13 protein-coding genes are annotated in these 25,639 nt (G+C 39.6%); 9 read left to right on the top strand and 4 right to left on the bottom strand.

Annotated elements, in window-relative coordinates; translation table 11 throughout:
• Positions 1-169: 169 nt before the first annotated feature.
• Positions 170-916, bottom strand: a complete 747-nt coding sequence (locus H5159_RS03945) for a YciK family oxidoreductase (protein ID WP_002959717.1) — start codon at positions 914-916, stop codon at positions 170-172.
• Positions 917-1,122: 206 nt separating this feature from the next.
• On the opposite strand from H5159_RS03945, the gene H5159_RS03940 reads away from it, so the two are divergent.
• The gene (locus H5159_RS03940; protein ID WP_182711331.1) at positions 1,123-3,552 is read left to right on the top strand and encodes a VolA/Pla-1 family phospholipase; all 2,430 of its coding nucleotides are present in this window, start codon (positions 1,123-1,125) and stop codon (positions 3,550-3,552) included.
• Between the two features lie 100 nt (positions 3,553-3,652).
• Entirely contained in the window at positions 3,653-4,669 is a 1,017-nt protein-coding gene (sohB, locus tag H5159_RS03935; protein WP_182681383.1) for a protease SohB, read from the top strand.
• 96 nt (positions 4,670-4,765) lie between these two features.
• Here the strand turns inward: sohB and H5159_RS03930 are convergent, their stop codons facing one another.
• Entirely contained in the window at positions 4,766-6,100 is a 1,335-nt protein-coding gene (locus H5159_RS03930; RefSeq protein ID WP_024606768.1) for a dicarboxylate/amino acid:cation symporter, read from the bottom strand.
• 193 nt (positions 6,101-6,293) lie between these two features.
• On the opposite strand from H5159_RS03930, the gene H5159_RS03925 reads away from it, so the two are divergent.
• Together H5159_RS03925 and topA are read left to right on the top strand one after the other, a co-directional pair.
• Positions 6,294-9,596 carry an Ig-like domain-containing protein gene (locus H5159_RS03925; protein WP_182711330.1) on the top strand — a complete coding sequence of 1,101 codons (3,303 nt, stop codon included), beginning with the start codon at positions 6,294-6,296 and terminating at the stop codon, positions 9,594-9,596.
• A 249-nt stretch (positions 9,597-9,845) separates the two neighbouring features.
• Positions 9,846-12,554, top strand: coding sequence for a type I DNA topoisomerase (gene topA, locus H5159_RS03920; RefSeq protein WP_182779756.1), 2,709 nt, complete (start codon positions 9,846-9,848; stop codon positions 12,552-12,554).
• A 357-nt stretch (positions 12,555-12,911) separates the two neighbouring features.
• On the opposite strand, the gene H5159_RS03915 is transcribed toward topA, so the two are convergent.
• Positions 12,912-13,154 carry a hypothetical protein gene (locus H5159_RS03915; protein WP_002959734.1) on the bottom strand — a complete coding sequence of 81 codons (243 nt, stop codon included), beginning with the start codon at positions 13,152-13,154 and terminating at the stop codon, positions 12,912-12,914.
• 510 nt (positions 13,155-13,664) lie between these two features.
• Positions 13,665-15,287: an alpha-glucosidase family protein gene (locus H5159_RS03910; protein ID WP_182715325.1), complete on the bottom strand. Its 1,623-nt coding sequence runs from the start codon at positions 15,285-15,287 to the stop codon at positions 13,665-13,667.
• 663 nt (positions 15,288-15,950) lie between these two features.
• Here H5159_RS03910 and H5159_RS03905 point away from each other — a divergent pair.
• The 5 genes from H5159_RS03905 to H5159_RS03885 all read left to right on the top strand — a co-directional run bounded on the left by H5159_RS03905 (position 15,951) and on the right by H5159_RS03885 (position 25,637).
• Positions 15,951-18,743, top strand: coding sequence for a TonB-dependent receptor (locus tag H5159_RS03905; RefSeq protein ID WP_182779755.1), 2,793 nt, complete (start codon positions 15,951-15,953; stop codon positions 18,741-18,743).
• A 104-nt stretch (positions 18,744-18,847) separates the two neighbouring features.
• Entirely contained in the window at positions 18,848-20,341 is a 1,494-nt protein-coding gene (locus H5159_RS03900; RefSeq protein ID WP_182779754.1) for a tryptophan halogenase family protein, read from the top strand.
• Positions 20,341-22,197 carry a glycoside hydrolase family 13 protein gene (locus H5159_RS03895; RefSeq protein WP_182779753.1) on the top strand — a complete coding sequence of 619 codons (1,857 nt, stop codon included), beginning with the start codon at positions 20,341-20,343 and terminating at the stop codon, positions 22,195-22,197. The genes H5159_RS03900 and H5159_RS03895 overlap by 1 nt, the downstream gene beginning before the upstream one ends.
• A gap of 88 nt (positions 22,198-22,285) precedes the next feature.
• On the top strand, positions 22,286-24,145 hold the full coding sequence (locus H5159_RS03890) for an alpha-amylase family protein (RefSeq protein ID WP_182779752.1): 1,860 nt from the start codon (positions 22,286-22,288) through the stop codon (positions 24,143-24,145).
• The gene (locus H5159_RS03885; RefSeq protein WP_182779751.1) at positions 24,138-25,637 is read left to right on the top strand and encodes an MFS transporter; all 1,500 of its coding nucleotides are present in this window, start codon (positions 24,138-24,140) and stop codon (positions 25,635-25,637) included. Before H5159_RS03890 ends, H5159_RS03885 begins: the two co-directional genes overlap by 8 nt.
• Positions 25,638-25,639: the final 2 nt, after the last annotated feature.

Below are 25,639 nucleotides of genomic sequence, written 5' to 3'. Positions count from 1 at the left end.
AAGCGCACAGGGCGTGCATCTGTGAAAGTGTTATGGCAAGGATGGCTTAAGTTACAAGCCATCCTGGAAGGCTACGATTTAGCAAAATCTCTTGAGTCAGACTTGTGATCAAGAGACAGCTAATTGCGGCTTTTTTAATGTGTGTTGTATAATTTTTTTAAACTCTAAATTACTTTTTTACTTGAGCATCTAACGATTCGCCATTCACTTTACTAGAATCATCGCTCATCAAGTATAAGTAGGTTGGCATTAAATCTTCTGGTGTAGCAAGCGCGTCTCTATCTTCTCCTGGGTATGCAGCAGCGCGCATAGAAGTGCGAGTAGCGCCTGGATTAATACAGTTTATACGAATATTCGTTTTGCCTACTTCACATGCCCATGTTTGCATCATGCCTTCTACAGCAAATTTTGAGATGGCGTATGGCCCCCAAAACTCACGGCCTTTGCGGCCTACACCTGATGACGTAAATACTATCGATGCATTATCAGACTTACGAAGAACAGGAAAAAGCGCTTTAGTGATCATCGCTTGCGCGGTCACGTTTACTTTCATTATGTTTTCGAACGTAGATGAGCAAAAATGTTCAAGTGGACCAAGTGACCCTAAAATACCTGCATTATTAAGCAAGCCATCAAGGCGGCCAAATTGATATTCAATTGTTGCAGCAAGGTCACGGTAGTTTTGTTTAGTTGCGCCTTTTAAGTCCATGGGCACAATTGCAGGTTTAGGGTAACCTGCATTAACAATTTCATCGTAAACACATTCAAGTTTATTAGTTGTTTTTCCTAATAAGATAACTGTAGCGCCGTATTTTGCATACGTAATTGCTGCTACTCGGCCAATACCATCACCGGCGCCTGTTATTAAAATAATTTTATCTTTAAGTGCGTTTTCAGCCGCTTGATATGTGTGCATAAAAGTACCCATTCATCTATTTTTTTTGATTTTAACATAGCGAAACGTGAAGTAATCGAATTTATTGTAAAATTAGGTGGCGAAAATAGAAACTTTACGTTAAGTTTAACTGGTCTAATGTCTCATTAATAACCTGATTACATTGTTTTAACTTAATACACTGATTAAACACACTATAAAAATAAAATATGTGCGGAGCCAACAATATGAAAAAAATGCTACTTTCACTCTCTGTTACAGCTGCCTTGGCAGGTTGTGGCGGCGGAGAAACGTTAGAAGATGTTAAGAACGACACAGCAACCGTTATTCCAACAGCAACGGTTACTTTTGACCCTGCTGCAGGTATCTTATCGGTACCTAATGATTTATTAATGAGTGGAACCCAAGACGGTACACTTAATATTCCTGGAGAATTAGATGACAACAATGTGTCTATTTCTCGAGCAGCTTATGCAGATCCTCAGCTTGCTCTAGGCGCACTTGACGGTTGGTCTTCTCAGGTTCCTTATAAAATCGATTTAACATTCCCACCAAATGTTAGCTTAGATGAAACGTCTGCTGGGACACCAGGTACAGTTCGCATTTTTGAAGTAGTAATGGGTGCAAGTTTAACTGACGCAGAATGTTCAGTTGTTGCTGCCGGTACAGCTTGTAAATTGGTCGGTGAGCTTACTTTTGGTGTTGATTTTGTTACTCAAGCTTCTGGTGATGCCGTTGCAATTATTCCTTTAAAACCATTTACGGCAGGTAGCTCATACATCAATGTACTAACTACTGGTCTTAAAGATTCATTAGGACGCTCTATCGAGCCTTCTTCTACTTATGGTCTGGTTAAGCAAGAAGCGCCATTAATTACAGAAGCCCAACTTGGTTTGCAGGGCGCTGTTAACAGTTACGAAAATGTAGTTGTAAGTTCAGGAAATATAACAAAAGAAGATATTATTTTTTCTAGCGCAATGACTATTCAGTCTGCGGGGCCAGTACTTGGGACAATTAAAAAATTGCTAGCTGCAAGTTTGCAACAGCCTGCGATGCCAACGCCTGCGCTTCAAGTTCCTGAACAACCTATGGTAAATGTGCAACAGGTATTTGCTTCTCAGGGTGTAGAAGTGTCTGCTGCTTTCTCTGGTGTGCAATATCAAAAAGGTAGCATTATGCTACCGATGTATCTAGGTACACCAACGGGTACTGATATTAGTGATTTAAGTGATACATATTGGCAAGGTATGTGTGATAACGCGGTGGCAATAATCGGTTACAAGGCCGTTGCTGGTGATGCATTTCCGACAGATCCTATTAGTGAAAATGATGGTTTATGTTCTGCATTAAGTGACGGGCAATTACGTGACTTAGGACTAGATAGCACACGTCATTTAACAAAATATAACTCCATTCCAAAAGTACAAAGCATGGCAAATGTGCCAGTGCAAGTTACTAAGCCTATTTTACCAATAATTAATGGTGTACGTGCGCAGTTGCAATTAGATCCTATCGCAATGCCTGATAGCGGATGGCCAGTTGTTATTATGCAACACGGTATTACAACACAAAAAGAAAGTATGCTTGCTTTAACGGCGCAGCTTTCTATTCAAGGCTTTGCAACAGTTGCTATTGACCATCCAAGACATGGTGAGCGTGGAATAGATGTTGATGGTGATGGAACAGACGACTTTAATGCAACAACGGGTTCTGTGCTTAGTTACATGAACTTAAGTTCATTACTTGTTGCGCGTGATAGCTTACGTCAATCAGCGGCTGATTTATTGGGTTTACGTTTAGGTCTAAACTTTATTAATGATGCAACGATTAATGCGCAAGATGTAACTTACATTGGTCATTCATTAGGCTCTATTGTAGCCCCTGCATTTATTGCACAAGCTAATAACCCATTAGCGCCAACCGTTGACCCATTATTTAATGTAAACACAGTAGCACTTGCAAGCGGCGGCGGCGGTATAGCTAGCTTCTTACTAGAATCAGCTGCATTTGGTCCATTTATCCAAGGTTCAGTACTTTCACAAGCAGGTACAACAGAAGCTGATGAGTTTAACGCGTATTTACAAGTTGATGCAGTGTCTAACTGTGGTGCAGTATTACCAGATATGGAAGCATATTTAACTTGTGGTTATAACGAGTATGTAGCTTCGTTAACTACAGCTGGTGAAACAAGTAAGCTTACTAATATTCAAGGAGTGTTTACTCAATTTGCATTTGCGGCGCAAACAGCGCTAGATAGCGGCGATCCAACTAATTACGCAGCCACTGTAAAAGCATTAGGTACTCCTGTTTATACTAATGTTGTTGTGGGCGATGGTGTTGATAACAAGCCTGACCAAGTGATACCACCAATGGCAGCAAATAATCCTATTTCAGGCACAATTCCATTAGCTAACTTGATGGGTCTTGAAACAGTAAGTACTTCGCAAGCATTGAGTGAAACACCAACAAGCTACTTAGTTAAATTTACTAAAGGGCATCATGGTTCTATATTAACGCCAGCTCAAGATGATGCACAAGCTGCAACTGTTGAAGGCAGTGCTGCCGCTAATACAGAAATGCAGTTGCAAGTAGCTACTTACTTAGCTGCTCGCGGTCGAATGTTATTAGTTTCCAACCCTGAGGTTGTGACTGATTAATAACCAGTAAAATAATTAACCTTTAAAAGCCACTGAAAAGTGGCTTTTTTTTGCTTTAAAGCATGCTAAATTAGCTGAAATTTATAAATGGAGAAACCAGTTGGAATTTTTATACGAATACGGTTTGTTTTTTGCTAAAACAATTACTTTTGTTATCGCTATAGCAGTTATTCTAATGCTAATAGTTGGCGCTGCAGTTAAGCCTAAAGCCAAAAAAGGTGAAATACAAATTGACGACATATCAGAGCAATTAGTCGATCTTAAAGAAAGTTTTCTACAAAATACGCTGGGTAAAAAAGAGCTTAAAGCACACCAAAAGCAGCTTAAATCGCAAAGTAAAAAAGCAGATAAAGATGAGCCTAAACCTCGTTTATATGTAATTGACTTTGTAGGTAGTATGGACGCTCACGAAGTAGAAAGCTTACGAGAAGAAATAACAGCCATTATCTCTATTGCTAACCCAAGTAAAGACAAAGTACTTATTCGTTTAGAAAGTGGCGGCGGAGTAGTGCATGGCTATGGACTTGCTGCATCTCAGCTACAGCGTATTAAAAATGCCGGTATTCCTTTGAGTGTTGCAATTGATAAAGTAGCAGCGAGCGGTGGTTACATGATGGCGTGTGTAGCCGATGAGATACTAGCAGCCCCTTTTGCCATAGTTGGATCTATTGGTGTGATAGCTCAAATACCAAACTTTAATAAAATATTAAAGAAAAATGATGTGGAATTTGAGCAAATAACTGCAGGTGAGTTTAAACGTACGCTTACTTTATTTGGTGAAAACACAGATAAGGCCCGTGAAAAATTTCGTGAAGAAATTGAACAAACACATGATTTATTTAAAACGTTTGTAAGCACTCAACGCCCAAGCTTAGATATAAACTTAGTTGCGACAGGCGAGCATTGGTTTGCAACTCAAGCGATTGATAAAGGTTTGGTAGATGTTATAAAGACAAGTGATGATGCATTACTGGAGCAGCAACATGAGCGCCAAATTTATAAGATTAAATACAAAATTAAAAAGGGATTAAGCGATAAGCTAGCTCTTGGCCTGAGTAGTGGTGTAAATAAAGTGGGAATAAACTTACTCTCTAAATTTAAATCCCTAAATCCTTAGATTAGAATTTTTTTACGATTCAGTTTAATTATTTCTACTCGAAAAAAAACCTTGATGTATTGCATCAAGGTTTTTTTATAGCTGTATAAATGTAGCTTATGAGTCAATAGACTTATGATAATCTTCTAAGTCTTTAGCTGCATTAGGGTCGTTAAAGATGCTCTCATCAAGTTCACCTTCAGACTTGGCAACAACACAGGTAACCATACAATCACCGGTTACATTAACTGCTGTACGTGTCATATCAAGTAATCTATCTACACCGATAATAATTGCAATCCCTTCTACAGGTAAGCCAACTTGGTTAAGTACCATCGCGAGCATTATTAAACCAACACCTGGTACGCCTGCTGTACCTACAGAGGCAAGTGTTGCTGTTAATATAACCATTAGATAATCAGAAATTGTTAAATCTACACTAAACACTTGTGCAATGAATACGGTAGCCACACCTTGCATGATGGCAGTGCCATCCATGTTAATGGTAGCACCCAGTGGGATAGTAAATGAGGCAACCGAGTTATTAGCACCTAGTTTTTTAGTAGCAGTTTCAAGTGTAATAGGCATAGTTGCGCTTGAGCTCGAGGTACTAAATGCAAATAAGCATGTGTGCTTCATTTTTGCTAAGAAAATAAGCGGGTTTAAGCCCGTTAATATTTTTAAAAGCAATGTGTAGTTTACGAAAGCATGTAATAACAGTGCAAGCACTACAACGCCAAAGTATTTGGCTAGGCTAACAATTAAGTTAAGCTCAATTGTTGTAAATAGTTTTGCCATTAAAAAGAACACGCCATAAGGTGCAATGTTCATTAACAGCGTAACTAGTTTTAAGATTACTGTGTTTAAATCTTCAAAAACACTTGCTACGCGTTTGCCTGTTTTACCACTTAATGCCATTGCTACACCAAATAATAGTGCAAACACTATAACTTGAAGCATATTACCCTTGGCCATGGCTTCAAATGGGTTAGTAGGAAACATATCTATAATTACACGTGCAAGGGTAGGCGCTTCTTTGGCATCATAAGTTGCATTAGATGGCAAGCTTATACCTTCACCAGGGCTAAATAATAAGGCAAGTGTAATAGCCACCGTTATAGCAATAGCCGTAGTTAATAAATATAAACCAATAGATTTACCACCTAGGCGGCCTAGTTTTTTAGGGTCACTTAAGCTACAGGTACCACAAACGAGCGATACAAAAACAAGAGGCACAACTAACATTTTTAAGCTGGCAATAAATATTTGGCCACCAACATGGAAAATACCATCAACAAAAAAGGCTTTAATTGGCAAAGAGAATAACCCAAGTGGTATTAGATAATCGTCTTCACCAGCTAATATAGCCTGAAATATAAAACCTACTGCAACCCCAAGCGCCATACCAATCATGATGCGAGTGGTTAAACTCATTGAACGGATTTTTGACATATTCCCTAATCTACATTTTATAAATTTGCCATAGACTACCAGCAAGGAAATATTTACTACAGAAAAAGTTGGTATTTATTTAAAATTATTTTGCGCAAAAAAGTAATAAAAAACTGAGATTTTAGACTAAGTTATAGGTTAATATTAAGTGAAAATTAATTTTGATTATAATAACAACGCTAGGGAGAGGTTCATGCCTTTAATGCGACTGCTCGGCATTTCATTGCTAAGTTTTTTACTCACAGCCTGTGGTGGCGGTGGGTCACTTGAAAAAGACGGCTCTATTAGTGATGGTGATTCCACGACGGAAACATCAACCTATACAATAAGTTTGAAAGGTTATTTGAAAGCGAGTGATACTGAGTCGAATAGTGTTACTGCTGATGCTCCTTTAGAATTAAGAGCTAGTTTAGTTAATGAAGATGGTGATGCAGTGTCTGGCGAGCGTATTACATTCACGTTAGCGGATTCTATTGGTGAGCTAGACCCAGTAGCAGGTACCGCTCTTACTCAATCAGATGGCGTAGCGACTATTGAACTAATAGCAGGTTCAAGTGCAGGTGCAGGTGAAGTTACAGCCACTTTTACGATTGATAGTGTCAGTTACACGGATACATTTGCTTTTGAATCTGATGGTACCGCGTCAACAGAACCTCAGTTAAATATCACAGCTGTAAACAGTTCAGGTGAGAATACTCGTAATGTTGATTATTCAAACCCTCTTACTGTTCAAGTTGAGCTAGAGATTGATGGAGAGCCTGCTGCATTTAAGCTTGTTGAATTCGTACTCACTGGTTTAGGAACAATCAATCCAACTAACGGCACAGCACTAACAAATGCTCAAGGCATTGCAACAATAAGCCTTCTAGCTGGCACAGAAGTTGGTGCAGGTTCTATAGTTGCAACCTACACTGATAATGAAAACATTGTTTACAGCTCTGATGGTTATACATTTACTACCGAAGGTGATGCACCCGTTCAGGGTGAGTCGTTAGACTTTTCTATAGGATTGAGTCTTACATCTTCGACTTCATTGACCGAAATTAGTACCATTAGTGCAGCCGATAGTGGTGTGGTTAAAGCAACTGTTCTTGATGGTGATGGTATTAAAGTAGAGGGGGCCGTTGTTAATTTTTCTTCTACCCTAGGTAATCTTATCCCAAGCATTGGAACAGCATTAACAAACGAAAATGGTATAGCTTCACTTAATTTAACTTCAGGTACTGTCGAAGGTGCTGGTTTAATAACCGCACAGTATGAAGGTGTGGAGAAAACGTTGGGCTTTTACACCCGAGGCGATGCTGTAAACCCAGATCAAAGCACTGCGGATATCAATTTTAAAATTTTGCAAAACTGTCCGGTTGATTTTAAAACAACTAGAGATGCAAGTTTATGTGAAGAGGTAACAAGTATTTCAGGTGATTCTTCAGCTATTTTATTTATTGAAGTGACTAATGAAGACTCTACTACACCACTTACTCAAGCTTTAGTAACCGCTACTACTACTATTGGATCTATTACTCCTTCAACAGGCACTGCAATTACAGATGCAAATGGTATCGCACTACTCGATATTGTTCCTGGGCAAGATGTAGGGGCAGGTGAAATCACCGTGTCTGTACTTGATAGTAACTTGACTAAAGCGTTTCAGATTGCTGCGGTAGATATCGAAATTTCTATTTCGAGCTCTATTGCTGATGATGAGCTATTAGCGGCAGGGGCTACGGCTCTAATTTCTATTGAAATTTCTAAAGATGGTGAGTTATATACAACTCCATTAACGGTTGAATTCTCATCGGGCTGTGTAAGTTCAGGGCAGGCATCAATTGATGAAACAGTGACTAGTATTGGTGGATTTGCACGTTCTACATATCGCCCTTTAACTTGTGTGGGTGGTGATATTATTACAGCAACGGTTATTACTGGTGGAGATACCGTTTCTGCAAATACTACAATTAATGTATCACCTGCAAATATTGGTTTTTTACAGTTTATAGATGTTACAGAGCCTGTAATTGCATTAAAAGGTACTGGTGGTGCTGACCGTACTGAAATTTCAGAAGTGACTTTCAAACTTGTCGATTCAAACGGGAACGATTTAGCGTCAAGAACGGTTAACTTTGAACTTTCAACTGCTGTAGGTGGCATTACATTAGGCACTGCCAGCGCTATTACTAATGCCAGTGGCGAAGTGAAGACATCAGTACTATCGGGTTCGATTGCAACACCTGTACGTGTTATTGCATCAAGTGAAGAAGAGGTAGAAGGTAATACAGTTGTTGTAACAGCCCCTTCAGATATTCTTGTTGTTAGTACAGGTATAGCTGATCAAAATAGTTTTTCGCTATCGCGTTCTATTTTCAATCCCCATGCATTAAATGTTGATGGTAATACAGTAGCGGTTAACGCACGTTTAGCCGATCACTTTAATAATCCTGTTCCAGATGGTACGGCCGTTACTTTTATTACAGAAGGTGGAGTTATTGAGCCAAGTTGTACTACAACGAATGGAGCATGTAGCGTTACTTGGACAAGTAGCAACCCGCGTCCTTTTACTGATTCAATGTACGAAAATACAATTGCTCAAAAATGTGATGGTGGATTACCGTGCCCATTAGGTATTTTAAATAATGATCTTACAATAGATTTACCACTTGGTGGACGAGCAACCGTTCATGCATATGCTATTGGTGAAGAGACTTTTTCAGACTTAAATGGTAATGGTTACTTTGATAGCGAAGACTTCTTTGATGATTTATTTGATATCCCAGAAGCTTTTATTGATAACAATGAAGATGGTACTTTTGGCGGCAAAGATTGCAGTGATGGAACAGACCCATGTTCTCGTGACAATTCAACAGGTGATGAGTTTGAAGAGTTCGTAGATTTTGATGGTAATGGTTCTTGGACTACCCAAAACGGTTTATACAATGGTTTACTATGTCGTGAAGAAGACGAAACCGCAGGACTATGTAGCCGTCAATTGGTTAATGTATTTCAAAACCAAGAGATTGTTATGTCGGGTGATGCGGCATTCTTTAGATTAGTAACCTATGCTGATGATTGCTCTGCTATTGCAGGCGTAACAGCATCTGAGGTGCATATAAACAGTGATCCAGCGAGCCCATTAGTACGTCGCTCACAAGCTGATCCAACAAGCCAACAGATGTGTCAAGTCAGTGAAATAGATTTAACCCAGACTCCAACAGGGACTAGTAGTGTCAGTCTGATTATGTATATTGCAGATATGTATAATAATCCTATGCCTGCAGGTACTGAGGTATCTATTAGTACTGATAACGGTGAAATTACTGGCGAAACTAGTTATGTATTTCCTAATACTACGAGCTTTGTTCCAGTAGGTGTTTCTTTTGGTATTAAACGGGAACCTTTGACAGGTGGTAACGATAGTCCATCGGGTAGCTTAAATATATCAGTTGAAGCTCCTTCAGGTTTAGTTTCACCATTTTCAGTTTCAGTAGTCGACGATTTATAATCGTTTAAAATAAAAAATGCCAACCTTTAGGTTGGCATTTTTGTTTCTGTTCTATATATTCCACATCAATTAATCTAAAAACACCTGTTTGTTTAATTTAACGACAAAAATTGTTCGTTTATTCAGTAAATACTGAAAAGTTTGTATTAAAAGCTTGTAACAACTAGTGTTTGTAGATATACCTATAAATATTCGCGCCGCTTATGTCGGCAAAACACATTTTTAATATTTGGTTAGAAATAGGCAACTATGGGCAAATCGCTAGTAATTGTAGAGTCACCTGCTAAGGCTAAAACAATTAATAAATATTTAGGTAATGACTTCATCGTAAAGTCCAGTATTGGGCATGTACGTGATTTACCTACTTCAGGTTCGAGCAAAGCTAAAGTGCCGGCAACTAAAACGCCAGCAGAAGTTCGCAAAATGGAACCTGAAGAGAAAGCAGCGTATAAAAAGCAACGAGATTATACTAACCTGGTCGCGCGTATGGGTATTGATCCTGAGCAAGGTTGGGAGCCGCATTATGAAATCCTGCCAGGTAAAGAGAAGGTTGTTCAAGAATTACAAAAGCTGGCTGAAAATGCAGATCAAATATACCTCGCAACGGATTTGGATAGAGAAGGGGAAGCAATTGCTTGGCACCTTCAAGAAATCATTGGCGGCGAACCTGAAAAGTATAAGCGCGTAGTTTTTAACGAGATTACCAAAAACGCAATACAGCAAGCTTTCGAAACACCTGGCGAGCTTAATACTGACATGGTTTACGCTCAGCAAACACGACGCTTTTTAGACCGTGTTGTAGGCTTTATGGTTTCTCCTTTGTTGTGGGCAAAAGTTGCACGTGGTCTATCTGCAGGACGAGTTCAGTCTGTTGCGGTACGCTTATTAGTTGAGCGTGAACGTGAAATTAAGGCATTTATCCCTGAAGAGTTTTGGGATATTCACGCTGATGTTAAGAATACTGAGTCTGAGTTACGCTTAGAAGTAACCAAACAAGCAGGAAAGGCATTTAAGCCTGTAAATGAAGCTCGGGCTAGCGCAGCTGTTAAAAGCCTTGAGAATGCAGAATACAAAGTAATTAGCGTTGAAGAAAAACCAAGTAAAAGTCGCCCAAGTGCGCCATTAATTACTTCAACCATGCAACAAGCTGCAAGTACACGCCTAGGTTATGGCGTTAAAAAGACTATGATGCTCGCTCAGCGTTTGTATGAAGGCGGTTATATTACTTATATGCGTACCGATTCAACCAATCTTTCAAAAGATGCGGTTGAAATGTGTCGTGAGTATGTAACGAACGAGTTTGGTGCTAAATATTTACCAAAAGATCCAATTAACTATAGCTCTAAAGGCAATGCACAAGAAGCGCATGAGGCAATTCGTCCTTCAAGCGTTACAGTGTTGTCTGGTCATATCGAAGGCGTAGATGCCGATGCTAAAAAGCTGTATGAGCTAATTTGGCGTCAGTTTGTAGCGTGTCAAATGGTACCTGCTGAATACGACTTAACAACACTGACTGTTGCAGCTAACGATTTCCAGCTCAAAGCAAAAGGCCGCGTGCTTCGCTTTGATGGTTGGACAAAAGTACAACCTGCGGTGCGTAAAAAGAACGAAGAAGATCAATCACTGCCAGCTGTTAAAGAAGGTGAAATACTTACTTTAATAGAACTTGATCCTAAGCAGCATTTTACTAAGCCGCCAGCTCGCTTTAGTGAAGCTAGTTTAGTAAAAGAGCTTGAAAAGCGTGGTATTGGTCGTCCATCTACTTATGCGTCGATTATATCAACAATTCAAGATCGTGGTTATGTACGTGTAGAAAATCGCCGTTTCTTTGCTGAAAAAATGGGTGAAATTGTTACTGACCGCTTAGTTGAAAACTTCACTGATTTAATGAACTTTGATTTTACAGCTAAAATGGAAGGTCGTTTAGATGACATTGCTGAAGGCGAGCGTGTATGGACTCAAGTTTTAGATAAGTTTTATGCTGATTTTTCAACGCAACTAACTGTCGCTAAAGACGAGCCAGAGAATGGTGGCATGCGTCTTAATGAGATGGTTGAAACCGATATAGAATGTCCTACATGTAGCCGCAAAATGGGCATACGTACGGCTTCAACCGGTGTTTTCTTAGGGTGTACTGGTTACAGCCTTCCGCCAAAAGAGCGTTGTACTACAACAATGAACTTAGTGTCGGGCGATGAAGCGGTTGCTGCTGATGTCGAAGACGTAGAAACCGAAAAATTAATGCAGATGAAGCGTTGTCCTATTTGTGAAACTGCAATGGACTCATACCTAATTGACGAAACCCGTAAACTACATGTGTGTGGTAATAACCCAGCATGTAAAGGGCATATAGTTGAAGAAGGTACCTTTAAAATTAAAGGCTACGACGGACCAATTATCGAATGTGATAAGTGCGGTTCTGACATGGAGCTTAAATCGGGTCGCTTTGGTAAGTACTTTGGTTGCAATAACGACGAGTGTAAGAACACACGTAAGTTACTTAAAAATGGTGAGGCTGCTCCACCAAAAGAAGATCCTGTTCACATTACTGAATTAGAGTGTGAGAAGTCAGATGCGTATTTTGTTTTACGTGATGGCGCTGCGGGTATATTTTTAGCCGCAAATACTTTTCCTAAGTCACGTGAAACACGTGCACCTAAGGTTGAAGAACTAAAACGCTTTAGAGACCGCATTTCGCCTAAGTTTTATTATTTAGCAGATGCACCAGCTAAAGATCCTGATGGTAATCTTGCTGTTGTACGCTATAGCCGTAAAAATAAATCTCAGTATGTTATGACTGAAGTTGACGGTAAAGCTACCGGCTGGACTGCTCATTATGAGGCAGGTAAATGGACAGAAGAAGCGAAGAAAAAAGCAGCGCCTAAAAAGAAAGCAGCTGCAAAAAAGGCACCAGCTAAAGCTAAGCCTAAAGCGAAAGCTAAAAAAGAAGATGAATAAGCTCGTTATTGCTTATTCATAGCTTTTGTAGATTTAAAAAGTCATAAAAAAACCGGAATGCACAGCTTGTGTCTATTCCGGTTTTTTTGTGCCTAGTTGAATGCTTTCGCAACGGCTTTATTAGCAGTACATTCACCTAAGCGTGTTACCAATTTGATTAAAAACATGGTCATTTTAGCGTATTAAATAACTCAGTTACTGCGTTAAAAACTATTCATATATGACTGCGTAGATGCAGAAAGTAGGCATTGCAGGGAGCAGCTGCCGAGAACAAATATATGCCATGCTTTTTCGCTTAGCTATTGAGCTATATTCTTATAGCTTTAACAGATCACTAATTAAATGTAATTGGTATAATTAAATCTTAACAGAAGATACTTTTTTATAGCCTTCAGATTCAAGCTCATCATTTACGCATTTTAATACGTAGGCATTTAGCTCTTCATTGCTTACGTCATCATCTTTAGCCCAGTTAACACACATTTCTGTGTATTCTTTTATCATTTCGGCTGAAGCTGTTGGCGCATCGTCTGCAACCGCGTAAGTCGCAGATACTGCAAATAGTGGTGCTACGATTAATGCTAGCAATGCTTTTTTCATTCGTTTATTCCTAAAAAAATGGTGTGATGACTGATTTATCCAGTTTAAAGTTAGGTATAAATCAGTAGTGCCCAATCCAGAACAACTCTGTTGGTATGTTGATTTTTAATCGAAATTGAAATAAAAGATAACGAAATTTTTTTATCGTGAGGATGAGTAATTTACTTGTCGGTTTTTAAACTTTAGTAAGTACAGCATTATCAGCTGGAGTAATATATTTAGTAGCTAAGAAAACTTGATTCTGCGCTTTATATTAATAACCTTTAGATTGTTTTAGGAAAAGTGATTTTTTAGGTTCAAAAATGAAATGGATAAGCGCCATTGTATATTTCTGCTATGAGGATATTTTAAATTTGTAATATCAGCCGTATTATTTGCTTTAACTGAATGTCTAAATGTTGAAACTAAAAGTCACTAGAATGCGTTAAATACAAAAAAGCCCAAGTGAATAGCTTGGGCTTTTTCGTGTGTAACGCGCTTACGTATACACTAAACGTAACTTTTGAGTCATTAACACTGAGCGTAAAAACATGCGTAAGGCTCAAGTATTGTGGTGCCTCGGTCTAACTTTGCGCTGTGGTGGCTAAGCTCGGTGTATTCTTTAACGATTGATGTTGGCATATCAATACTTGTTTGCTTAGCGCTGAGATTGAACATACAAAGCATTCTTTGCTTTCCAAGCGTTCTATAAAAAGCAAGCACAGGCTCTGGCGTTTCTATAAATTCAATATCACCTTCAAGTAAAACTGTTTGGCTTTTTCGCCATGCCATAAACTCACGGTAGGCATTTAAAATTGAATTGTTATCATCTGTTTGTATAGCTACTGATTGCTGCTTATGTGCATTATCAACGGGTAGCCAAGGTTTTACTTCACTAAAACCTGCATGAGATGAATCAGCTAAATCCCAAGGCATTGGTGTTCTACAGCCATCACGCCCTTTAAAATTAGGCCAAAATGTAATGCCGTATGGGTCTTGTAAATCTTCAAATGCCACACTTGCTTCACCTAAACCTAGCTCTTCACCTTGATACATACACACGCTGCCGCGAAGAGAAGCTAATAGGGCGGTTAGCATTTTACATTGTTGAGGGTTTACTTCGCCATTTTCGCTCCAGCGGCTCGCTACGCGCTCTACATCATGATTACTAAATGCCCAGCATGGCCAGCCTTCAGTCATACGTTGTTCTAGAGTTTGAACCGTAGTTCTAATATATTCACTTGAGTAATCATTTGTTAATAGCTCAAAGCTATAACCCATGTGCAGTTTGTCGCCACCTTGGGTGTACTGCGCCATTGTAGCTAATGAATCTTCTGATGAGATTTCGCCAAGCGATACAGTACCTGGGTATTTATTAAGTAATGTGCGAATATCTTGCATAAACTCAATATTTTCAGGCTGAGTATTATTGTAGTAATGGTACTGAAATGCATACGGATTATCTTCACTAAAACCACGACCCTGGCGTTTATCTTTTGGTTTAGCCGGATTATCACGTAATTGCGCGTCGTGATAGCAAAAATTAATTGCATCAAGCCTAAAACCATCAACGCCTTTTTTAAGCCAAAACTCAACATTATCAAGCACAGCTTTTCGAACATCTGGGTTATGAAAGTTAAGATCTGGTTGTTCGGTTAAAAAATTATGTAGGTAGTATTGCCCGCGACGAGGCTCCCACTGCCAAGCACCACCACCAAAAATAGATAGCCAGTTGTTTGGGGCTGTTCCATCATCTTTTGCGTCAGCCCAAACATACCAGTCGGCTTTACTGTTATTTTGATTTTCACGGCTATCAGTAAACCATTGGTGTTGATCTGATGTATGGCTTAACACCTGATCAATAATTATTTTAATATTACGAGTGTGGGCTTCGCTTATTAGCTCATCAAAATCATTTAGGTCACCAAAAAGCGGGTCAATGTCACGATAGTCGCTAATATCATAGCCAAAGTCTTTCATTGGCGATTTGAAAAAAGGTGAAATCCAAATAGCATCAACGCCTAAGCTTTTAATGTAATCAATACGATTAATAATCCCTCTTAAATCACCAATGCCATCGTTGTTGCTATCTTGAAAGCTACGCGGATAAACTTGATAAATAACCGCACCTTTATACCACTGCTTTTGGGTCATGCTTTTCTCCGTCATTCCACACAGTATTTAGACTATTTTTATTTGTGATTACGATTAATCACGTTATTTGCAAAAAGCATACGTGAAGCCTTGTACACTGTAAAAAGTCTGCATACGTATGCACTAAAATTAACGCAATTAAATTATTAAAAATAAGTACTTATAGCTAGTTTAAAGGTGTTTTATTTATGTGTTGGATTTTTACCAATTATGGTGCTCACTTACTTTCTGACTTTTATTAAACATAACGGTTTGTCATACAAGAGAAAATATATTTTATGTTTTGAATTTAATGGTCTGACCAATTAAACATTTGAATTGTGTCTAATATTTCTCATTCTAAATAGCGATACTAATTAGTTTCACTTTGTTTACATTGCGTCCTGTTAACTTTTAGTTTTTGATACAGTAGATTTTACATGTAATGTTGATTGCGTCATTTTCAATAATTTTATTTACAACAAAATCAATTGTTTAATGTTTGTTTGGCAAGGTTTTTATTAATCTGAAGTCGTGCTATAACTGTTGAATACGTATGCATAAAGTTGTTAATAAAATAAAGCTGGCGTTAATATTCATCCTGACAACAAAATTAGCTCGCCTGTTTGACTATCACTCAAATAAAGAAGCGAGTATCACAATATGGGTAACGGGAAAAACATCATGTCTATGTTCAAACCAAGTATATTAACGTTGGCAATGGCTACTGCAGGATTAGCAAGCTTTGCCTCTGTAGCAGCACAAGAAGATACAGCTAAAAATGATGACGTTGAGGTTATCGAAGTAAAAGGCTTTCGTGGCAGTGTTGTAGAATCAATCAACACAAAGCGTTTTTCTACTCAAGTCGTTGAGTCAATTTCAGCAGAAGATATAGGTAAGCTACCTGATTCATCTATTGCTGAGTCTATTGCACGCTTACCAGGTTTAACAGCGCAACGCCTAGATGGTCGCGCAAGTAGAGTATCAATTCGTGGTTTTGGTGAAAACGAAAGTGGCACCACATTTAATGGCCGCGAGCAAGTATCTATTAGTGATAACCGCGGCGTAGAATTTGACCTTTACCCATCAGAAATTATGAGCGGTGTAACTGTTTATAAAACACCAAGTGCAAATTTAGATGCAGAGGGTATTGCGGGCATAATTAACATGCAAACAGTTCGCCCACTAAGTAAAGGTGAACGTGTTGTTCAAGTAAATGGACAGTATGAGCAAACAAGCTTTGATAAATTAAACCCTGACGGCAACGACGACGGTTACCGTGGCACTTTCTCATACATCGACCAGTTTGCTGATGACACTATAGGTATTGCATTTGCACTAAACACCATGAGCTCGCCAAACCAAGAAAAACGTTGGAATTCATGGGGGTACCCTGAATTCACTGCTGAAGATGGTAACTCGTATTCAATTTTAGGCGGTGCTAAACCATATGTTCGTTCATCAACACTTGAACGTGATTCAGCAATGCTTGTTCTAGAGGCAGCGCCTACAGATAAACTAAATATGACGTTTGATGCGTTGTATGTAGACTTTACAGACGAGCAAATTTTGCGCGGCATTGAAGTTCCTTTTGCTTGGGGTCAAGGTAGTATTGATGCAAGCAATGCTATAGTAGATGCAGAAAGTGGATTTATAACAAGTGCTGTAACACAAGGCCAACGTGTTGTTGTGCGTAACGATTACCAAGAGCGTGATGCTGAACTAACTGCATTTGGATTTAACACTAAATACGATATTGATGATTCATGGTCAGTAGAATTTGACGCAAGCTACTCGCAAGTTGACCGTAAAATTTGGAGTATAGAAAGCTACTCAGGTACAGGGCGTGGTGATTCTCGCGGTGTAGCAGATAACTTAGGTTATGCTTTTAATGGTGGCAATACTGGCGCTACTTTTTCACATGACTTAGATTACAGCGATTATGATCTAATTCAATTAGGTGGGCCGCTTTCGTGGGGTGCAAGCTCTGCACTAAATGATGCATATGGATTAACTGGCACTGAGTATGAAAACCAAGCTCAAGACGGTTTTATTAATGCTCCAACTATTGAAGATGAATTAGTTACATTAAAACTTGCAGCGTCTAAAGTACTAGAAAACGAATACATTAGCTCAATTGAATTTGGCTTAGGTTATAAAGAGCGTGAAAAGTCTAAATCTTCGCAAGGTTACTTCTTGACTTTAACTGATTTTTCTCTTGAAAACCCAGGAATGCTTAGTGTACCTGAGCAATACCGTTTAGGCAGTGTTGGCCTTGACTTTATTGGGCTAGGCGACATGATAGCCTACGATGTAAATGGTTTAGTTAATGATGGTTACTATGAAACCCTTGACGAAAGTTTAACTAGCTCAACTCATGCAACTAAGTCGTGGACAGTAAAAGAAGAAATCACCTCAGCATTTGCACAAGCTAATATTAATGCAGAAGTAAGTGGTCTTCCATTAACTGGTAATGTTGGGGTGCGCTATGTTCATACAGATCAATCCTCTCAAGGTAATGCTTTTGGTGTAGATGGGAATACTGGTCTAGTCATTACTTCACCTACAGATATTGGTCACGATTATTCTCACGTTTTACCAAGCTTAAATTTATCACTTGCGATTGATGAGCAGCAAACAATACGTTTTGGCGCAGCTAAAACAATCTCACGTGCGCGTATAGATGAAATGAACGCCTCTGTTAATGCATCATATAATGATACACCGGATGAAAACGGTAACTTTTGGTCTGTATCGGGTGGTAACCCTAATTTAGAACCTAAAGAAGCAACAGGCTACGATTTATCTTATGAAAACTACTTTAGTGATGAAGGTTACTTCTCTGCTGCATTTTTCTATAAAGACTTAACCCAGTGGATTTTTGACGGTACTTACGCGATTGATATGTCGGGTGTTGCGGACCCATCAACAGGTGAAGTACCAGCTACGTCAGAAGGTACTGGCAGTGGCAAAGTAAATGGCGGCGGCGGTGACCTATACGGTTACGAGATATCTCTAGCGTTACCATTTAAAATTTTCCACCCGTCTCTTGAAGGCTTTGGCTTAATTGCTAGTCATACAGGTATTGAATCTGATATTGAAGATGGAAATGGCAATGAGTACGAACTACCGGGTCTATCAGATAAAATTCAAAGCTTAACGGTTTACTACGAGATGAATGGCATGCAATTACGAACCAGCATGCGTAAGCGTAGTGACTTCAAAGGTGATGTTTACGGATTAGGCTTTAATACAGAGCAAGTGAATATTATCGGCGAAACAATTTGGGATATTCAGGCAGGTTATGACTTCTCTGAAGCAGGGGTTGAGAGCCTTGAAGGTTTATCAATTCAGTTCCAAGTTCAAAACTTAACAGAAGAGCCGTTCACATCGCTTTCTGGCGATAACGCGCTACAAGTTCGCGACTACCAAGATTACGGTCGCACTTACTTGTTAGGCTTTAGCTACCAGCTATAATAAAGGTTGTGTGTAGGAGCCCTTGTAATTTGTTTTACAAGGGCTTTTTTATAGCTACTTTATCAAACTTAACAAAGCTTTAAACTGTAAACGTGGACAATAATATGAAACCAATAAAACACGTCGTAATCGCAGGCGGGGGCACAGCAGGGTGGATAACAGCCGCCTTGCTTAATAAAGTGTTAGGTAAAGTAATCAAAATAACCCTTATTGAGTCAAGTACTATTGGCACTATAGGCGTGGGTGAAGCAACAATTCCGCCTATTATTCAGCTTAATAACGCACTGGGTATAAACGAGCAAGAGTTTATAAACGCTACTAATGCATCTATAAAACTAGGAATTGAGTTCGAAAATTGGAAAACCACCTCTCATAGCTACATGCATGCTTTTGGCTCATTTGGAAAAGACTTCCCCTTTTGCGATTTTTACAATTTTTGGGTAAAAGGGCACATTAGCGGTACAGAAGAAAGCTTATGGGATTTTTCTCTTAACTACCAAGCAGCTAAACAGCATAAGTTTGCACCATTAAATACCATACCTAACACGCAATTACCTGGCTTAAGCTATGCGTACCATTTTGACGCAACTTTATATGCCGAGTTTTTAAAAAAGCTCGCAATGTCACGCGGTGTTGATCATATTGATGCCAAAATAGAGCAGGTTGAACAATGCCCTCTATCAGGGAGTATAAAATCATTAACCCTTGATAACACACAGCAGATAAATGGCGACCTTTTTATAGACGCTACAGGGCAGCGCGCCTTACTCATAGAGCAAACCCTTAATACAGGTTTTGTAGATTGGTCTCATTACTTACCATGCGACAGCGCCGTTGCAGTGCAATCTCAAGGTACTAGCGAGCTAAAACCTTATACGCGTTCAATTGCACACAGCGCAGGCTGGCAGTGGCAAATACCGCTGCAAAGCCGAATAGGTAATGGCTTGGTGTACCGTAGCCGTTATTTATCTGACGATGCAGCAACGCAGTTATTATTAAATAATTTACCCGCTGAGCCCATTACGGCGCCACGTGTTATAAAATTTAAAACAGGACGGCGCTTAAAGCAGTGGCATAAAAACGTGGTGTCGGTTGGTCTTGCTAGTGGCTTTTTAGAGCCGTTAGAGTCAACTAGTATCCACTTAATACAAAGTGCAGTAACCCGTTTAATAAAGCTGTTTCCACACAATGGCATAAGCGAAACTTTAGTTACTGAATTTAATAAGCAAAGCGTGATAGAAATAGAGCACATACGCGATTTTATTATTTTGCATTACAAACTGACGGAGCGAGAAGATTCTGCTTTTTGGCGACAATGCAAGCAAATGGACATTCCTCACTCATTGGCCCACAAGCTCAAATTATTTAAGGAAACTGGCAAAGTAGTGCGCGAAAACGATGAACTATTTGCCGAAGTTGCTTGGCAACAGGTATTTATCGGCCAAGGCCTCATCCCCGATGATTACAACAGTATTGTTGACTCATTAAGCAGTGAACAACTAAACGACTTATTTTCTACATTAAAAACGCTTATTACCTCAACAGTAGATCAATTACCCACTCATAAAGATTTTTTAGCAAAAATTAAAAAGGCCTGATGATGCGATTTTTAAACACACTTTTACTTGTAAGTGCCTGTACTTTACCAACCATTAGCTACGCACTTAACGTTGAGCCTGCTAATTGGTGGGTTGGCATGAACAAAAATACCATAACCATCATGGTGCATAAGCAAAATATTGCAAACGAGCAAATTAAATTAGCTAAATACAATGGTGTTAAGTTAAATAAAGTAACCCGTACAGATAACCCAAATTATGTATTTTTAAATATTACTATTACTGATACCGCTAAAGCAGGAACGCTTGTGTTTAACAGCAGCGAAGCGAGTCAAAATTTTGAGTTTTCACTACTTGAACGTAATAAAAACAGCGCAAACCGCCAAGGGTTTACATTAGCTGATACGCTTTATTTAATTAACCCAGATCGCTTTGCTAATGGTGATGAGCAAAACGATACTGTCCCTAGCATGCTAGAAGTCGCTGATCCTACTACAAAGGGCGGGCGCCACGGTGGTGATATACAAGGCGTTATAAACGCACTTCCATATTTAAACGATTTAGGCGTAACACAGCTTTGGCTAACCCCAGTGCTTGAAAACAATATGCCTAATTATTCTTACCATGGTTATGCAATTACTGATTTTTATAAGGTTGACCCACGTATGGGCTCAAACCAGTTATATAAAACGCTCTCGGTAAAAGCAAAAGAGCAGGGCATAGGCCTGGTAATGGATATGGTTCTTAACCATTTTGGCTCTGAGCATACTTGGGTTAAAGATAAGCCAACTAAAGATTGGATTAACTTTAATGGCGAGTTTAAAAAAGGTAAAAACGCCACAAGCCATGCGCGCCAAACTATACAAGACCCACACGCGAGTGAATACGACAAGCGCCAGTTTAACGATGGTTGGTTTGTAGAAACCATGCCCGATTTAAATCAGCGCCAGCCACTGTTAAGTGAATACTTAATTCAAAATGCTATTTGGTGGATAGAATACGCCGATTTAAGTGGTATTCGTGTTGATACCTACTCTTACTCAGATAAAGCATTTTTGAGTGATTGGACAAAAGCCATAATGCAAGAGTACCCAAATTTTAATATTGTTGGAGAAGAGTGGACGTCTAACCCAGCTATTGCCTCTTACTGGCAACGTGGCAAACATAACCAAGATGGCTATACATCAAGCTTACCAAGCGTGATGGACTTTTCGTTGCAAGAGTCGGTAATTCAAGCACTAAATGAAGATGAAAGCTGGAATACCGGTTGGGTTAAAGTATATGAATCGTTAGCTAATGACTTTTTATACCCAGATACAGATAACATTATGGTATTTGCAGATAACCACGATATGAGCCGTGTTTATACTGAACTTGGCCAAGACGTAGCTAAAACAAAAATGGCGATGACGTTATTTTTAACCACACGTGGTATAGCGCAAATGTATTACGGCACCGAAGTACTATTGGATAACACCCCAAGTAAAGACCATGGTGATATTAGAATCGACTTCCCGGGTGGATTTGAAGGCCAAACACGTAATGCCTTTACCAAAGAGGGCTTAACAAAACAGCAAAAAGACATGCATAACACCATCAGTACGCTGCTTAATTTTAGAAAAAACAGCTCAGCATTAGATAAAGGAAAGCTTGTACATTTTACGCCTCAACAAGGGGTTTATAGTTATGTGCGTATTAGCGACGAGCAAACTGTGTTGGTATTTATGAATAAAAATACACAAACGCTACAAAAAAACATTGAGTATATGCAAGAGGTGATGCCTAACAGCACAACAGCATTTAATTTATTTACTCAAAAAACACAAAAGCTGGGCAAAACCATTGAATTACCAGCGATGAGCGCAACGGTACTCGTTTTAAAAACGCCACAATAGTAACTTGAATACGTATGCAGCAACTGTATGGTTGCTGCAGTAATCTTTAGTATAAAGTTAATAACAATACTGACAAAAAAGACACACAATGAAAAAATCAGTTTATGTATCCGCAGTACTTTGTAGTGCACTTATTGCTACAGGGTGTTCAGAAAATAACAAACCTGAACAACAGCAACCACCTGCACACACGCAAAATGAGCTTACCAAGCCGGTTGTATATCAAGTATTTACTCGCTTGTTTGGTAATACCGAAACAGCCAATGTTTCATGGGGCACTAAAGAGCAAAACGGCGTAGGTAAATTTGCCGACTTTAACGATGCAGCCCTAAAAGGCATTAAAGAGTTAGGCACCACACATGTTTGGTATACCGGTGTGTTACACCATGCGTTAGTGGGCGATTATACCGACTACGGCATTTCGCAAGATGACCCCGATGTAGTAAAGGGCCGTGCAGGTTCACCGTACGCAATTAAGGATTACTACGATGTTAACCCCGACTTAGCCGTTAATGTGACGAACCGCATGGGAGAGTTTAGCCAGCTTATTGAACGTACACATAGCCACGGCATGAAAGTCATTATTGATATAGTGCCTAACCATGTTGCCCGCAATTATCAATCACTTGGAAAGCCTAAAGGCGTTAAAGACTTTGGCGAACAAGACGACACGACTAAAGCGTACGATAAAAACAATAACTTTTTCTACGTACCAGGGCAGTCTTTTCAGGTGCCAACATCGCCAGAGTACAAAGTATTAGGGGGTAATGAAAGCCCATTAGCTGATGGCTTTTTTGATGAAACACCCGCTAAATGGACAGGTAACGGTGCCCGTGCACCAAAACCCGATATAAACGATTGGTACGAAACAGTAAAAGTAAATTATGGCGTAAAGTCTGATGGCAGCTACGATTTTGTTCAATTGCCAAGTGAATACAAAAATAAAGACTACCGTGCTCATTATGCATTTTGGCAAGATAAAGAACTTCCTAACAGCTGGTACAAATTTAGAGACATAGCACTTTTTTGGCTCGATAAAGGCGTTGATGGCTTTAGATACGACATGGCCGAAATGGTGCCAGTAGAGTTTTGGAGTTTTTTAAATTCGTCGATAAAAATGCAAAAAAGCGACGCCTTTTTGTTAGCCGAAGTGTATAACCCGCTAATGTACCGTGCGTATATTCACCAAGGTAAAATGGACTACCTTTACGACAAAGTAGGCTTTTATGACACACTAAAAGCCATTATGCAGGGTAAGCAAGCTGCTAATACTATTTTTGCAGCCCAAAGCCAAGTTACTGATATTGAAGCGCACATGCTGCACTTTTTAGAAAACCACGACGAACAACGCATCGCGAGCCCTGACTTTGCAGGTAACGCTGCGTGGGGTAAACCGGCTATGGTGGTTTCTAACTTAATGAGCCGCGCACCCACGTTATTATATTTTGGTCAAGATGTGGGAGAAGATGGCTCAGAAAACGCAGGATTTGGCACAGCTACACGCACCAGTATTTTTGACTACATTGGCGTGCCAGCGCACCAAGCATGGATGAATAATGGCAAGTTTGACGGTGCTAATTTAACACAAGAGCAAGTAGCACTTCGTGACTACTACAAAGCGATTATGTCACTAAATAGTTTACCTGCTGTGGTAGGCGGTGAAATGACTGAGCTTAGCGTTACAGGAAGTGAGCGAGTTGTAGGTTTTACGCGCAAACTTGGCCAACAAGCGCTGTACGTATTAAGTAACTTTAGTGAACAACCTCAAACAATTACGGTTAATTTATCAAAGGCACAATTAGCGGTACTTAGCGAGCACACTCAATTACATGACTTACTTGAGCAGCACAGCACCGAGATCACATCAGGGTCTCAAGGCGCAAGCTTCACACTCACACTTGATGCATTTAGCAGCGCAGTATTAACAAATAAGGCTAGCAATGAATAATCAAAATAATAATACCGATAAGCCAAATTTAAGTTTTTGGCAAATATGGAACATGTGCTTTGGCTTTTTAGGCATACAGTTTGGTTTTGCCCTGCAAAACGGTAACGTGAGCCGAATATTTCAAACATTAGGCGCACAAGTTGATGATATTCCCATTTTATGGGTTGCAGCACCGCTTACTGGTTTAATCGTACAGCCTATTATTGGTTACTGGAGCGATAAAACATGGGGGCGCTTTGGTCGCCGCCGTCCGTTCTTTTTTATAGGTGCAGTGTTAACAACGCTTTCACTATTTATTATGCCGCATTCACCAACGCTTTGGATTGCCGCTGGTATGTTATGGATCATGGATGCGTCAATCAACGTAACCATGGAACCGTTTAGAGCACTTGTTGGTGATAATTTACCAGAAAAACAACGCGCTACAGGTTACGGGTTACAAAGCTTTTTTATTGGTATTGGTGCGGTACTAGCCTCAGCATTACCATGGATGATGACCAACTGGTTTGATGTAAGTAATACCGCAGCGCCTGGGCAAATTCCTGAATCTGTTAAATACTCATTTTATTGGGGCGGGGTGGTGTTACTTGTTGCCGTGCTTTGGACCGTGGCACGTACTAAAGAATACAGCCCTGAGCAATTAGCGGCTTTTGAAAAGCAAAGCGCTCAACCTACTACCAGCAAACTGGTTGATATTAACTTTAATAAAGGCGCCATTATTTTTGTAGTGCTGGGTTTAGTAACCCTTGCATTAGTAATGGGCTTATCGCTTGAAAAAGAATTATACCTATTAGCTGGTGGTTTATTAGCGTTTGGTATTGTGCAGTGGATTGCAGCAGCGCTTAAAAGTGCTAACAAAACTCAAGGTGGTTTTTACCAAGTAGTACAAGATGTATTTACAATGCCAGAAGCCATGAAGCAGCTTGCCTGGGTGCAGTTTTTTAGCTGGTTTACTTTATTTGCCATGTGGATTTATACCACCGCAGCAGTAACAAGCTTTCATTATGGTAGTAGCGATGCAACCTCTAAAGCATTTAACGATGGTGCTGACTGGGTGGGTATTTTATTTGCCGCCTACAATGGCTTTGCAGCTATTGCCGCTATGTGTATTCCGTTTTTAGTTAAAAAAATGGGCTTAAAAGGCGCGCATTGTTTTAATTTATTGCTGGGCGCGTTAGGTCTTGCAAGCTTTATGTTTATTCGAGACCCTAAAATGTTACTTATACCTATGATAGGCGTAGGGTTTGCGTGGGCGTCTATTTTATCACTCCCGTATGCCATGTTAAGTAACGCACTACCGAGTAACAAAATGGGCGTTTATATGGGGATTTTTAATTTTTTTATAGTTATACCTCAGTTACTTGCCGCCAGCATTTTAGGGCTCATTTTACGCCACGTATTTTCTAATCAGCCTATTTACGCATTGTTAATTGGTGCAGCCTCGTTCGTTGTCGCTGCCGTTGCGGTAATGCGCGTTAAAAATTCAAATTAAGG

Source organism: Pseudoalteromonas sp. SG43-1 (assembly GCF_014164415.1).
Lineage (GTDB): Bacteria > Pseudomonadota > Gammaproteobacteria > Enterobacterales > Alteromonadaceae > Pseudoalteromonas > Pseudoalteromonas distincta.
The sequence above is the reverse complement of the archived record's forward strand: the minus strand, read 5'-3'. Positions and strand labels throughout refer to the sequence as shown.

Bases quoted from the DNA above. Each gene is read 5' to 3' on its own strand.
- H5159_RS03915 (WP_002959734.1), bottom strand. From the start codon at position 13,154: ATGAAAAAAGCATTGCTAGCATTAATCGTAGCACCACTATTTGCAGTA.
- H5159_RS03900 (WP_182779754.1), top strand. From the start codon at position 18,848: ATGAAACCAATAAAACACGTCGTAATCGCAGGCGGGGGCACAGCAGGG.
- H5159_RS03885 (WP_182779751.1), top strand. From the start codon at position 24,138: ATGAATAATCAAAATAATAATACCGATAAGCCAAATTTAAGTTTTTGG.
- H5159_RS03930 (WP_024606768.1), bottom strand. From the start codon at position 6,100: ATGTCAAAAATCCGTTCAATGAGTTTAACCACTCGCATCATGATTGGT.
- H5159_RS03940 (WP_182711331.1), top strand. From the start codon at position 1,123: ATGAAAAAAATGCTACTTTCACTCTCTGTTACAGCTGCCTTGGCAGGT.
- topA (WP_182779756.1), top strand. From the start codon at position 9,846: ATGGGCAAATCGCTAGTAATTGTAGAGTCACCTGCTAAGGCTAAAACA.
- H5159_RS03945 (WP_002959717.1), bottom strand. From the start codon at position 916: ATGCACACATATCAAGCGGCTGAAAACGCACTTAAAGATAAAATTATT.
- H5159_RS03925 (WP_182711330.1), top strand. From the start codon at position 6,294: ATGCCTTTAATGCGACTGCTCGGCATTTCATTGCTAAGTTTTTTACTC.
- H5159_RS03905 (WP_182779755.1), top strand. From the start codon at position 15,951: ATGTCTATGTTCAAACCAAGTATATTAACGTTGGCAATGGCTACTGCA.
- H5159_RS03890 (WP_182779752.1), top strand. From the start codon at position 22,286: ATGAAAAAATCAGTTTATGTATCCGCAGTACTTTGTAGTGCACTTATT.
- H5159_RS03895 (WP_182779753.1), top strand. From the start codon at position 20,341: ATGATGCGATTTTTAAACACACTTTTACTTGTAAGTGCCTGTACTTTA.
- H5159_RS03910 (WP_182715325.1), bottom strand. From the start codon at position 15,287: ATGACCCAAAAGCAGTGGTATAAAGGTGCGGTTATTTATCAAGTTTAT.